Origin of the sequence: Phytohabitans rumicis (genome assembly GCF_011764445.1) — a bacterium.
Classification (GTDB): Bacteria; Actinomycetota; Actinomycetes; order Mycobacteriales; family Micromonosporaceae; genus Phytohabitans; species Phytohabitans rumicis.
In genome coordinates this window covers 2,326,505-2,340,817 of the sequence record NZ_BLPG01000001.1, presented here as the reverse complement: position 1 = coordinate 2,340,817, position 14,313 = coordinate 2,326,505, and the positions used below count along the sequence as shown (strand labels likewise).

The 14,313-nt window shown below is 75.5% G+C and carries 2 protein-coding genes; both read left to right on the top strand.

Annotated elements, in window-relative coordinates:
* Nucleotides 1-58 precede the first annotated feature (58 nt).
* A complete protein-coding gene (locus Prum_RS09970) occupies nt 59-6,034 on the top strand; it encodes a non-ribosomal peptide synthetase (protein WP_173075831.1) in 5,976 nt (1,991 codons plus the stop codon).
* Entirely contained in the window at nt 5,974-14,313 is an 8,340-nt protein-coding gene (locus Prum_RS09965) for a non-ribosomal peptide synthetase (protein WP_173075829.1), read from the top strand. Before Prum_RS09970 ends, Prum_RS09965 begins: the two co-directional genes overlap by 61 nt.

Below are 14,313 nucleotides of genomic sequence, written 5' to 3'. Positions count from 1 at the left end.
TACCCAGTGGCGGCGTCCCGTCCCCGTGGCGGGCCGACTTGGGAAAGGCGTGATCTGCGTGAGCGGTACCTACCTGCCTGTCTCCGCGGCCCAGCGGGAGATCTGGCTGGCGCAGCAGCTCGCTCCGCACCGCGGCGCGCACCAGATCGCGCAGTACGTGGAGATCCACGGGCCGGTCGACGCCCCGGCGATGGAGGCCGCGATACGGCAGACTGCGCAGGAGGCCGAACCGGTCCGTGCCCGGCTCGTCGAGGTCGACGGCGTCCTGACACAGGCGGTGGTCCCGCTGACCGGCTGGAGCCTGCCGGTGCTGGACGTCAGCTCCGCGCCCGACCCCCGCGCGTACGCCGAGGAGTGGATGCGCGCGAAGGCGGCCCTGCCGATGGACCTGGCGGGCGGCCGCCTGTTCACCTGCGCGCTCGTGCGGCTGGGGCCGGACCACTTCGCCCTGTTCCAGTGCATGCACCACATCGCCGCGGACGCGTACGGCTCCGCGCTGCTCACCCGGCGGATCGCCGAGCTCTACACCGCTCAGGTCACCGGCCGGCCCGCGGGACCGCCGCCGTTCGGGTCGCTACGGCAACTGGTCGAGGACGACGCCGGTTACCGGTCGGCGGAACGGTTCACCGTGGACCGTCGCTACTGGACGGAGCACCTCGCCGGACACCCCGAGCCGGCCACGCTCGCCGGTCCCCGCCCGGTCGCCGGTGCCCCGGCCGCGGATGCCGCCGCGCTGTGCCGTACGGCCGTCCTGTCGCCCGGGGAGGTGGAGCGGCTGCGGGTGGCCGCGCGCGCGCGGCGTACGCACTGGGCCAGCCTGCTGGTGGCGGCGACGGCGGGCTACCTGCACCGGGTGACCGGGCAGCGGGACCTCGTCGTGGCGCTCCCGGTGGCCGGGCGGGCCGGCCGGCACCTGGCCAGCGTGCCGGGCACGACGGCCAACGTCCTGCCGCTGCGCCTCGCGGTCACCCCGGCGACGCCGCTCGCGGACCTGGTCGGCGCGGCGACCGGCGAGATCCGGCACGCCCTGCGCCACCAGCGCTACCGGGGCGAGGACGTCGCCCGCGACCTCGGCCTGGCGGGCGGCATCGGCGACCTCGCGCGGGTGCGGGTGAACGTGCTGGCGTTCGAGGAGCCGCTGAGCTTCGCCGGGCTGCCCGCCACCATCCATACGGTGTCGGTCGGGCCGATCGACGACCTCGCCGTCACCGCGTACGACCGGGGCGACGGCATGCTGCACCTCGCCACATACGCCAGTCCGGACCGGTACGGCGCCGCCGACCTCGCCGGCCACCACCGGCGGCTGCTCACCATGCTGGGCGCGGTGGTCCGCGACCCGGCGACGCCGGTCGGCGCGGTCGAGCTGCTGGGCGCCGAGGAGCGCCGGCTCATCCTGGGGGAGTGGGCCGGGTCCGGCCGGGCCGCCGGCGGCGTACTACCGGACGCGTTCGCCGCCCAGGCCACACAGAGGCCGGACGCGGTGGCCGTGGTCGGTGGCGGCCGGGAGCTGACGTACGCCGAGCTGGACGCCGTCACGAACCGGCTGGCGCGGCGGCTGATCGCGGCCGGTGCCGGCCCGGAGCGCACGGTGGCCCTGGCGGTGCCGCGCTCGGTGGAGCTGGCCGTCGCGGTGCTGGCGGTCGCGAAGAGCGGCGCCGCGTACCTGCCCGTGGACGTGCGCTACCCGGCCGAACGGATCGCGCTCCTGCTGGCCGACGCGTCGGTCGACATCGTACTGTCCACAAACGACATCATCGACGCGCTGCCGGAGACCGACGCGCCGGTGCTGGCGCTGGACGACCGGGCGCTGACCGCGGCCTTCCCGGACGCGCCGGTCACCGACCGGGACCGCCGGGCGCCGCTGGATCCGCGCCATCCCGCGTACGTCATCTACACGTCGGGCTCGACGGGACTGCCGAAGGGCGTCGTGGTCAGCCACGAGGCCGCCAGCCGGCTCTTCGCGGCGACCCGGGACGAGTTCGGGTTCGGCCCGGACGACGTGTGGACGCTGTGCCACTCGGTCGCCTTCGACGTCTCGGTGTGGGAGCTGTGGGGAGCGCTGGCGCACGGCGGGCGCCTGGTGGTCGTACCCGATGAGGTGACCCGGAGCCCGGCGGACCTGCTCCGGCTGCTGGTCGACGAGCGGGTGAGCGTGCTGAGCCAGACGCCGAGCGCGTTCGCCGGCCTGGCCGAGGCGGCGCGGAGCGCGCCGGATCTGGACCGGGCGCTCGCCGTCCGCACGGTGGTGTTCGCCGGTGAGCCGCTCGACTTCGGCCTATTGGCCGAGTGGTACGGGCGGCATCCCGAGCACGCGCCGGTCATGGTCAACATGTACGGCACCACCGAGACCGCGGTGCACGCCACGCACGTCGCGCTGCGCCGGGCGGACGCGGTCGCCGGCAACGCGCTGATCGGCCGGCCGTTGCGGGACCTGCGGATGTACGTGCTCGACGCCGGGTTGCGCCCGGTGCCGCCGGGGGTGGCGGGGGAGCTGTACGTGTCCGGTGCCGGTTTGGCGCGGGGGTATCTGGGTCGGCCCGCTTTGACGGCGGAGCGGTTCGTGGCGTGTCCGTTCGGTGGGGCGGGTGTGCGGATGTACCGGACCGGGGATGTGGTGCGTTGGCGCCGCGACGGTCAGTTGGAGTTTCTGGGCCGGGTCGATGACCAGGTGAAGGTGCGTGGTCATCGGATCGAGTTGGGTGAGGTGGAGGCCGCGCTGGCCGGGTGCGACGGGGTCAAGCGCGCGGCCGCGGTGGTACGGGACGGCAGGCTGCTCGGCTACGTGACACCGGCCGATGTGGACCTGGCGGCCGTGCGGGAGGCGGTCGCCCGGCGGCTGCCCGGGTACATGGTGCCGGCGGTGGTCGTGGCGCTGCCCGACCTGCCGCTGACCGGCAGCGGCAAGCTCGACCGCAAGGCGCTGCCCGCGCCCGCGCACCAGCCGTCGCGGCCGCCCAGCACGGCGCGGGAGGAGGCGCTGTGCCGGGCGTTCGCCGCCGTGTTGGGCATCGACAGCGTCGGGGCCGACGACGACTTCTTCGGCCTGGGCGGGGACAGCCTGTCGGTGGGCCGGCTGGTGGCCCTGGTGCGGCGCGACCTCGGGGTGGAGATCGGCGTCCGGGACGTCTTCGAGGCGCCGACGGTGGCCGGGTTGGCGCCGCGGGGCCGGCCGGCCGCGCCCCGGGTGCCGCTGCGGGCGGGCGTGCCGCGTCCGGAGCGGCCGCCGCTGTCGTACGCCCAGGAGCGGCTGTGGTTTCTGCACCGGCTGGACGGGGCGACCCCGGCGTACCACATGCCGGTCGCCGTCCGGATCGCCGGCGACCTCGACGTGGCCGCGCTGCGGGCCGCGTTCGACGCCGTGGTGGCGCGGCACGAGGTGCTGCGCACCGTGTACCCGGAGGCGGACGGCGTGCCGTACCAGCGGGTCCTCGATCCGGCGTCGGCGGGCGGCGTCCTGCGTACCGCCGAGGTGAGCGCGGGCGCCCTGGACGCGGCGCTGGACCGCACGGCCCGGCTGCCGTTCGACCTCACGCGCGAGATCCCGGTCCGCGCCCACCTCTTCACTGTGGACGGTGGGCACGTCCTGCTGGTCGTGGCGCACCACATCGCGGTGGACGGCTGGTCGGCGGGGCTGCTGTGGCGCGATCTGGCGGCGGCGTACGAGGGCCGGTTGCCGGCGCCGTCGCCGGTGCAGTACGCGGACTTCGCGCTCTGGCAGCGGGAGGCGCTGGCCGAGCCGGACGACGCGTACTGGCGGGAGGTGCTAGCCGGGCTGCCGGAGCGCCTGGAGTTGCCGGTGGACCGCCCCGCGGCGGCTCCGTCGTACCGGGGTGATGTCGTGCCGTTCGCGTGGTCGGCCGAACTGGCGGCCGGCGTGCGCCGGCTGGCCCGCGAGCGCGGCGCCACGCCGTTCATGGTGGTGCAGGCCGGGTGCGCGGCGTTGTTGAGCCGGCTTGGGGCGGGGACGGACGTGCCGGTGGGGGTGCCGGTGGCCGGGCGGTCGGATCCGGCGACCGCCGACCTGGCCGGCATGTTCGTGAACACGCTGGTGCTGCGGGTGGACACGGCGGGCGACCCGAGCTTCGCCGAGTTGCTGGGGCGGGTGCGGGAGCGGAGCCTGGGCGCGCTGGCGCACCAGGAGGTGCCGTTCGAGCACCTGGTGGGGGTGCTGAACCCGGACCGGTCGGCGGGGAGGCATCCGCTGATTCAGGTGCTGCTGGCGTGGCAGCACGCGCCGGCGGCCGATGTGACGCTGCCGGGTCTGGTGTGCGAGCCGGTGCCGCTGCACACGGGCACATCCCGCCTGGACCTGTCGGTGTCGGTGGGCGAGCGGGACGGTGGGCTCGCGGGGACGGTGGAGTACCGCGCGGACCTGTTCGATCGGTCCACTGTGGAGGCGCTGGTAGGCCGGCTGGAGCGGTTGCTGGCCGCTGTGGTCGTGGACCCGGGGAGCCGGGTAGGGGACATCGAGCTGCTGTCGGAGGGGGAACGCGGGCGCATCCTCGGGCCGTGGGCGGGCTCGGCGGAGGGGGACGCCGCCGCGCTCGCGCCGGAGCTGTTCGCGGCGCAGGCCCGGCGGTCGCCGGACGCGGTCGCGGTGGTGTACGGGGACCGGTCGCTGACGTACCAGGAGTTGGACGCGGCGTCGGACCGGCTCGCCCACCGGCTGATCGCGGACGGGGTGGGTCCCGAGCAGGTGGTCGGGCTGGCCGTGCCGCGTTCGCTGGAGTTCGTGGTGGGTCTATTGGGGGTGCTGAAGGCCGGTGCCGCGTACCTGCCGGTCGACCCGGACTGCCCGGCGGAGCGGCTGGGGTTCCTGCTGGCGGAGGCGCGCCCGAGGTTCCTGCTGACGGCGGGGGACGTCGTCGTGGAGGGGCCCGCGCAGGCACCGGCGGGCGTCCGGCTCGACCCCCGCCATCCGGCGTACGTCATCTACACGTCCGGGTCGTCGGGGCTGCCCAAGGGGGTGGTGGTGCCGCACGGCGGCGTCCCCGTGATGGCCGCCGGACAGGTACGGCGGTTGGGGCTGGGCCCGGGGAGCCGGGTGCTGTGGTTTTCGGCGCCGACGTTCGACGCGTCGGTGTGGGAGTTGTGGGGTGCGCTGCTGTCGGGGGCCACGGTGGTGGTGGCCGGCGACGACCCGGTGGGGGAGTTGGCCGCTCGGGGCGACGTCACGCATGTGACGGTGCCGCCGAGCGTGCTTGCCGGGTTGTCGCCGGCCTCGGTCGGGGCCGGGGTGGTGGTGTCGGCGGGGGAGGCGTTGCCGGAGCGGGTGGCGGCGGCGTGGTCGGTGGGGCGGCGGTTGCTGAACGCCTACGGGCCGACCGAGGTGACGGTGTGCGCGTCGGTGAGCGAGCCGCTGTCCGAGGGCGGTGGGGTGCCGATCGGCCGCCCGATCGACGGCACCCGGGTGTGGGTGCTGGACCGGTGGTTGCGCCCCGTGCCGCCGGGCGTGGCCGGCGAGTTGTACGTCGCGGGTGCGGGGGTGGCCCGCGGCTATCTGGGTCGGCCCGGGTTGACGGCGGAGCGGTTCGTGGCCTGCCCGTTCGGCGTACCCGGTCAGCGCATGTACCGGACCGGGGACGTGGTGCGGTGGCGCGCGGACGGGCAGTTGGAGTTCGTCGGCCGGGCGGACGGCCAGGTGAAGGTCCGGGGGTTCCGGATCGAGCTGGGGGAGGTGGAGGCCGTGCTGGCCGGGTGCGAAGGGGTGCGGCAGGCGGCGGCCGCGGTGCGGGACGGCCGGCTGGTCGGGTACGTGGTGCCGTCCGATGTGGAGGGTGTACGGGAGGCGGTGGCGCGGCGGCTACCGGCGTACATGGTGCCGTCCAACATCGTGGGACTGGACCGGTTGCCGGTCAACGACAACGGCAAGCTCGACCGCAAGGCGCTGCCCGCGCCCGCGTACGCGCCGTCCCGGCCGCCGGCCACGCCGCGGGAGCGGGCGCTGTGCCGGGCGTTCGCGGACGTGCTGGGGTGGCGAGCGTCGGCGCCGAGGACGGCTTCTTCGACCTCGGCGGGGACAGCCTGTCGGTGACCCGGCTGGTTGCCCTGGTGCGGCGGGACCTGGACGCGGAGATCGAGGTACGGGACGTGTTCGAGGCGCCAACCCCGGCCGGGTTGGCCTCGCGGATCCGCCCGGCCGCGCCGCGCAACCCGCTGCGGCCGTACGCGGAGCGCCCCGAGCGGCCGCCGCTGTCGTACGCCCAGGCCCGGCTCTGGGCGCTGCACCGGCTGGACGGGGCGCAGCCGACGTACAACGTGCCGGTGGCGCTCCGCCTCACCGGCGCCCTGGACGTCGCCGCGCTGGAGCGGGCGCTCGGTGACGTCGTCGCCCGCCACGAGGTGCTGCGCACCGTCTACCCGCAGGTGGGCGGCGTGCCGTACCAGAAGGTGCTGGACGCGGACCGGGCGCGGCCCGCGCTGCGCGTCGAGGCCGTCGACCCGGCCGGCCTGCCCGAGGCGCTGAGCCACGCCAGCCGGTACGCCTTCGACCTGGTCGCCGAGGCGCCGCTGCGGGCGCACCTGTTTCGGCTGGCCGCCGACGAACACGTGCTCCTCGTCGTGACGCACCACATCGCGGTGGACGGGTGGTCGGCCGGCGTGCTGTGGCGCGACCTGGCGGCCGCCTACGGGGGCCTGCCGGCGGACCCGCTTCCGGTGCAGTACGTGGACTTCGCGCTCTGGCAGCGGGAGGCGCTGGCGGAGCCGGACGACGCGTACTGGCGGGAGGTGCTGGCCGGGCTGCCGGAGCGGCTGGAGCTGCCGGCGGACCGCCGCGCGGTGGCGCCGTCGAACCGCGGTGACGTCGTGCCGTTCCGCTGGCCGGCCGAGCTGCTGGCGGGGGTGCGCCGGCTGGCGGGGGAGGCCGGCGCGACGCCGTTCATGGTGGTGCAGGCCGGGTTCGCGGCGTTGCTGAGCCGGCTCGGTGCCGGCGTGGACGTGCCGGTGGGGGTGCCGGTGGCCGGGCGGTCCGATCCGGCGACCGCCGACCTGGCCGGGATGTTCGTCAACACGCTCGTGGTGCGGGTCGACGCCGCCGGCGACCCGAGTCTCGGCGAGTTGCTGGGGCGGGTGCGGGAGCGGAGCCTGGGCGCGCTGGCGCACCAGGACGTGCCGTTTGAGCACCTGGTCGGGGTGCTGAATCCGGACCGGTCGGCGGGGAGGCATCCGCTGGTCCAGGTGCTGCTGGCCTGGCAGCAGCCGCTCGGCGACCTGGCGTTGCCGGGGTTGGCGTGCGAGCCGGTGCCGGTGCACACCGGCACGTCCCGCCTGGACCTGTCGGTGTCGGTGGGGGAGCGGGACGGTGGGCTCGCGGGGACGGTGGAGTACCGTACGGACCTCTTCGACGAGTCCACCGTGGAGTCCCTGATCGCGCGGCTGGAGCGGCTGCTGGCGGCGATGGTCCAGAACCCTGATCGGCGGCTCGGCGACGTCGATGTGCTGTCCGATGTGGAGCGCGAGCTGATCCTGACCGGGTGGGCCGGCACCGGCCAGGACCCCGGTGGGCTGTTGACGGAGCTGTTCACCGCGCAGGTGCGGCGGTCGCCGGGCGCGGTGGCGGTGGCCTTCGAGGGCCGGTCGATGACGTACCGGGAGCTGGACGCCGCGTCCAACCGGCTCGCGCACCGGCTGATCGACGCGGGCGTGGGCCCCGAGCGGGTGGTCGCCCTGGCGCTGCCGCGCTCGGTCGAGCAGGTGGTCGCGATCCTCGGCGTGCTCAAGGCCGGCGCGGCGTACCTGCCGATCGACCCGGCGTACCCGGCCGAGCGGATCGACTTCCTGCGCCGGGACGCGGGCGCCGTGCTGACGCTGGGCCCCGGCGACGTGCTCGTCGAGGGGTCGGCGGTGCCGCCGCGCGGCGTGCGACTGGATCCGCGCCACCCGGCGTACGTCATCTACACCTCCGGGTCGACCGGCACCCCCAAGGGCGTGGTGGTCACCCACGGCACCGCGACCCGGCTCTTCCGCCCCGGCGCGCACCCGTTCACGTTCCGGGCGGACGACACCTGGACGATGTTCCACTCGTACACCTTCGACTTTTCGGTGTGGGAGCTGTGGGGCGCGCTGGCGCACGGCGGGCGGCTGGTGGTCGTACCCGAGGAGACGACCCGGACCCCGGCGGAGTTTCTCCGCCTGCTCGTCGGCGAGCGGGTGACCGTGCTCAACCAGACACCCACCGCGTTTTCGGCCCTGCTGGCCGCGGCGGCCGACCATCCGGAGCTGGCCCGCGCCCTCGCGGTCCGCACCGTGCTGGTGGGCGCCGAGGTGGTGCCGGCCGACGTGCTCGCGCCGTGGTCCGGGCGCCGGCAGATGCTCAATGTGTACGGTCCGACGGAGACGGTGGTCTTCGCGACGATGAGCGACCCCTACCGCACGGGCGACGGGGTGCCGCCGATCGGCCGCGCGTTCACCGGCACCACGCTCCGCGTGCTCGACGGCCGGTTGCGGCCGGTCCCGCCGGGCGTCCCGGGCGAGCTGTACGTCGCCGGCGCCGGCGTGGCCCGCGGCTACCTGGGCCGGCCGGCGCTGACGGCGGAGCGGTTCGTGGCGGACCCGTTCGGCGCGACCGGTGCGCGGATGTACCGGACCGGGGACGTGGTGCGCTGGCGCGCGGATGGGCAGCTGGAGTTCGTCGGCCGGGCGGACGACCAGGTGAAGGTCCGGGGGTTCCGGATCGAGCTCGGCGAGGTGGAGGCCGCGCTGGCCGGGTGCGCCGGGGTGCGGCAGGCCGCGGCGGTGGTGCGGGACGGGCGGCTCGTGGGCTACGTCGTGCCGTCCGATGTGGAGGGCGTCCGGGAGGCGGTCGCCCGCCGGCTGCCGGCGTACCTGGTGCCGTCGGCCGTGGTCGGGCTGGACCGGTTGCCGGTCAACGGCAGCGGAAAGCTGGACCGCAAGGCGCTGCCCGCGCCGGCGTACACGCCGTCGCGCGGGCCGGGCACGCCGGACGAGGAGGCGCTGTGCCGAGCGTTCGCCGCGGTGCTGGGCGTGGACGGCGCGGGCGCGGACGACAGCTTCTTCGACCTCGGCGGCGACAGCATCATGGCGATGCAGCTCGTCAGCCGGGTGCGCGAGGCCGGCCTGGTCATCACGCCGCGCGACGTGTTCACCGCTCGTACGCCGGCCGCGCTGGCCGCCGTGGCGACCCGGACCGCCGACCAACCACCGCCGGCGGACGACGACCCGATCGGTGCCGTGGGCGCCACCCCGATCACCGAGTGGCTGGCCGAGCGCGGCTGCCCCGTCGACGGGCTCAACCAGTCGATGCTGGTGCGGGTGCCGCCGGGAACGGCGTACGCCCACCTCGTGGCCGCGCTGCAGGCGGTCGTCGACCACCACGACGCGCTGCGTACGCGGCTGGTCCCCGGACCCGGCGGGCACCCGACCCCGAACGTCCGTCCGATAGGGACGGTACGCGCCGCGGACTGCCTGCGCCGGATCCTGGCCGGCGGGACCGACGAGCTGGTCGACCGCGAGTACGTCCGGGCCCGCGACCGGCTGGACCCCGCAGCGGGCGCGATGCTCCAGGCGGTGTGGTTCGACGCCGGCCCGGACGAGGCGGGGCAGCTCCTGCTCGTCATCCACCACCTGTGCGTCGACGGCATGTCCTGGCGGATCCTGCTGCCGGACCTGCACGCGGCATGGCAGGCGGCCGCCGCGGGCATCGCTCCCGCGCTGCCGCCGGTCGGCACGTCGCTGCGCCGGTGGAGCGCGGTACTGGCCGACCGGGCCGCCGATCCGCGGGTACGTGCGGAGCTTCCGATGTGGACCGGAATCCTCGGTGCCGGGCGGCAGCCGCTCGGCGCCGGCCAGCTGGACCCGCGCCGCGACACGCTCGCCAGCGCCGGCCACCTGACGCTGGAGCTGTCCACACCCGCCACCCGCCACCTGCTGACCCGGGTGCCGGCGCTCTTCCACGCCGGCGTGCAGGACGTGCTGCTCGGCGCGCTGGCCATCGCCGTACGGCGCCGGTACGGCCGCCCGGGCGGCGTGGTGGTGGACGTCGAGGGGCACGGCCGGCACGCCGGACCGGGGTCGCCGGTGGACCTGTCCCGCACGGTCGGCTGGTTCACCAGCATCCACCCCGTGCGGCTGGACCCCGGGCCGGTCGACTGGGCGGCGGCGGTGGCCGGCGGGCCGGAGCTGGCGCGCGCGGTCAAGCGGGTCAAGGAGCAGCTGCGGGCCATCCCGAACGACGGCATCGGGTACGGGCTGCTGCGCTACCTGAACCCGGAGACCCGATCCGCGTTCGCGGGCCTACCCACCCCCGAGATCGGCTTCAACTACCTCGGCCGGGTCACCACGCGCGACGGCTGGGCCCCGGTGCTCGGCGGGGAGCCGCGCCCCGGCGGCCATCCCAGCATGCCGTTGGCGCACCTGCTGGAGCTCACCGCGGTGGCGTACGACGGGGCGGACGGGCCGCGGTTGTCGGCCACCTGGACCTGGGCCGCCGACCTGCTGCCCGCGGACGGGGTGCGGGACCTGGCCCAGGACTGGTTCGCGGTGCTGCGCGCCCTGGCGATCCACGCCGAGCGCCCCGGCGCCGGCGGCCTGACCCCGTCGGACCTGCCCCTGGTGCGGCTGGTCCAGGACCAGATCGACGCGATCGAGGCGTCCTGGGCGGACAGCGACCCCGGGGTGCCGGTGCAGGATGTCTGGCCGTTGACCCCGTTGCAGGAAGGGCTGTTCTTCCACGCACTGACCGATGTGGACGCGCCCGACCCGTACACCGTCCAGTTGTCGCTGGACCTCGACGGCCCGCTGCGGGAGGCGGCGCTGCGCGACGCGGGTCAGGCCCTGCTGGACCGGCACGACAGCCTCCGCGCCGCGTTCCTGCACCGCCCGTCCGGGCCGCTGCAGGTGGTGCCGGCGCGCGCGGTGCTGCCGTGGCGGCGGATCGACCTGCGCCGCGTCAAGCCGGCGAAGCGGCCGGACGTGCTGCGGCTCGTGCTGGACCGGGACCGGGCCGAGCGGTTCGCGCTGCACCGTGGACCGCTGCTGCGGATGGCGCTGATCGCCCTGGGCGAGGCCCGGCACCGGCTCGTCATCACGGCCCACCACCTGCTGCTCGACGGCTGGTCGCTGCCGATCTTGGTGCGCGAGCTGCTCGCCGGCTACGCGTCCGGCGGGCGCGCCGGCGGCCTGGCCGCGCCGGCTCCGTACCGCGACTTTCTGGGCTGGCTGGCCGGGCAGGACCGCGCGGCGGCGCGGGCGGCGTGGCGGGCCGCCCTCGCGGGCGTCGAGGAGCCGACCCTGATCGCGCGGGAAGGCGGTGACACTCGACTGGCACCGCGATCCGTCCGGCGCGGCCTGCCGGCCGACACCGCGGTGGCGCTCCAGCGGCGGGTCAACGCCATGGGCGTCACGCTCAACACCGCCGTGCAGGCGGCGTGGGCGGTGGTCCTGGGGCTGCACACCGGGCGGACGGACGTGGTGTTCGGGGCGACCGTGGCGGTGCGTCCCACGGCGGCGCCGGGCGCGGCCGAGCCGGTGGGCCTGTGCGTCAACACCGTCCCGGTGCGCGTGCGGCTGGATCCGGCACGGACGCTCGCCGACCTGCTCACCACCGTCCAGGACGAGCAGGCGGCGCTCATTCCCCACCGGCACCTCGGGCTCAGCGAGATCCATCGGCTGGGCGGGCAGCGCCGGCTCTTCGACACCATCACGGTGTTCGAGAACTATCCGCTGCCGGCCGATGGGTTGGCCGCCGACGCCGCCGGCGTACGCGTCACCGCGGTGGAGGGGCACGGCGACACCCACTATCCGCTGTCGCTGACCGCGGCGTACCGGGACGGGCTCGAACTGACGCTGGCGTACCGGCCCGGACTGTTCGAGTCGTCCACAGTGGAATCGCTGCTCGCGCGTCTGGAACGGGTCCTGGCGACCCTGGTCGACGAACCCGATCGGCGGCTCGCCGAGGTCGACCTGCTGTCCACCCGGGAGCGGAGCCTGGTGCTGACCCGGTGGGCCGGCTCCGGCCGGGACGCCGGTGCGCCGCTGCCGGAGCTGTTCGCCGCGCAGGTGTCGCGGTCGCCGGACGCGGTGGCGGTCGAGTGCGGGGACCGGTCCCTGACGTACGCCCAACTGGACGCGGCCTCGAACCGGCTGGCCCGGTGGCTGGTCGAGGCCGGGGTGGGGCCGGAGCGGGTGGTGGCGCTGGTGCTGCCGCGCTCGGTCGAGTTCGCCGTCGGGATGCTGGCCGTCGCGAAGGCCGGCGGGGCGTACCTGCCGGTGGATCCGCGCTATCCGGCGGAGCGGATCGCGTTCCTGTGCCGGGACGCCGGGGCCGGCGTGGTGCTGCGGGCCGGGGACGTCTATCCGGGCGGCCCGGCCGAGCCGGTACCGGCGGCGCGGTGGGACCCGCGCCATCCGGCGTACGTCATCTACACGTCCGGGTCGTCGGGCGTGCCGAAGGGCGTGGTGGTGCCGCAGGGCGGCGTCCCGGTGATGGTGGCGGCGCAGGTGCGGCGGTTGGGGTTGGGCCCGGGGAGTCGGGTGCTGTGGTTTTCGGCGCCGACGTTCGACGCGTCGGTGTGGGAGTTGTGGGGTGCGCTGCTGTCGGGCGCGACGGTCGTGGTGGCCGGCGACGACCCGGTGGGGGAGTTGGCCGCGCGCGACGACCTGACACATGCGACGGTGCCGCCGGGGGTGCTGGCGAGCGTGCCGGCGTCGGTTCCGGTACCGACGCTGGTGTCGGCGGGGGAGGCGTTGCCGGAGCGGGTGGCGGCGGCGTGGTCGGTGGGGCGGCGGTTGCTGAACGCGTACGGGCCGACCGAGGTGACGGTGTGCGCGACGGTCAGCGAGCTGTTGGACGGGAGCCACGGGGTGACGATCGGGCGACCGATCGAGGGGACGCGTGTCTGGGTACTGGACGGCTGGCTCCGCGCGGTCCCGCCGGGGGTGGCGGGGGAGCTGTACGTGTCCGGTGCCGGTTTGGCGCGGGGGTATCTGGGTCGGCCGGCTTTGACGGCGGAGCGGTTCGTGGCGTGTCCGTTCGGTGGGGCGGGTGTGCGGATGTACCGGACCGGGGATGTGGTGCGTTGGCGCGACGACGGTCAGTTGGAGTTTCTGGGCCGGGTCGACGACCAGGTGAAGGTGCGTGGTCATCGGATCGAGTTGGGTGAGGTGGAGGCCGCGCTGGCCGGGTGCGACGGGGTCAAGCGCGCGGCCGCGGTGGTGCGGGACGGCCGGTTGGTCGGTTACGTCGTACCGTCCGATGTGGAGGGTGTGCGGGAGGCGTTGGCGCGTCGGCTGCCGGGGCACCTGGTGCCGTCCGCCATCGTCGGGCTGGACCGGTTGCCGGTCAACGGCAGCGGCAAGCTGGACCGCCGCGCCCTGCCCGCACCCCCGTACGCGCACGCGCCGTCGCGAGAACCGGCGACACCGGTGGAAGAGGCGCTGTGCCGGGCGTTCGCGGCGGTGCTGGGCGTGGACGGCGTCGGCGCCGACGACAGCTTCTTCGACCTCGGCGGCGACAGCATCATGGCGACCCGCCTCGTCGGCCACATCCGCGGCGCGATGCGGGCGGGGATCAGCCTCCGCACGGTCCTGGAGGCGCCCACCCCAGCGGGACTGGCCGCCCGGTTGGACGCTCGGGACACCCGCCACGACCTGGAGGTGCTGCTGCCGCTGCGGACGCACGGGAGCCGGCCGCCGCTGTTCTGCGTGCACCCGGCGAGCGGGGTGAGCTGGCCGTACGCCGGCCTGCTCCGCTACCTCGGCCCGGAGCAGCCGCTGTACGGCCTGCAGGCCCGCGGGTTCACCGACACGGACGCGCTGCCGGCCACTGTGGAACAGATGGCGGCCGACTACCTCGACCGGATCCGCTCGGTGCAGCCGGCCGGCCCGTACCACTTGCTCGGCTGGTCCTTCGGCGGTCTGGTGGCGCACGCGATCGCGACCCGGCTCCAGGAGGAAGGGGAGCGGGTCGCCCTGCTGGCGGTGCTCGACGCGTACCCGATCGGGGTGGAAGCCGTCGACGTCGACCTGGCGGTGTCGAGCGTGCGGGGTGAGGTCGACCTCTCGGCCACCTCGCTGGCCCCCGGGACCATCGACGCCGTCGTCGCCAACCACATCAAGCTGCACAACGGCTTCACGCCCGGCGCGTACGACGGCAATCTCCTGCTTTTCCAGGCGGTGCCGGGCATTGCCGGAGCGGACAGCGTGTGGCTGCCGTACGTCACCGGGCGGATCGACCTCCACCGGGTGGCCTGCGACCACCAGTCGATGCTGCGGCAGCCCGCGCTGGCGCGGATCGGCCCGATTCTCGACCGCGAAATCACCACCATCAACCAGGTGCAATCCGTGAGGAGCTGA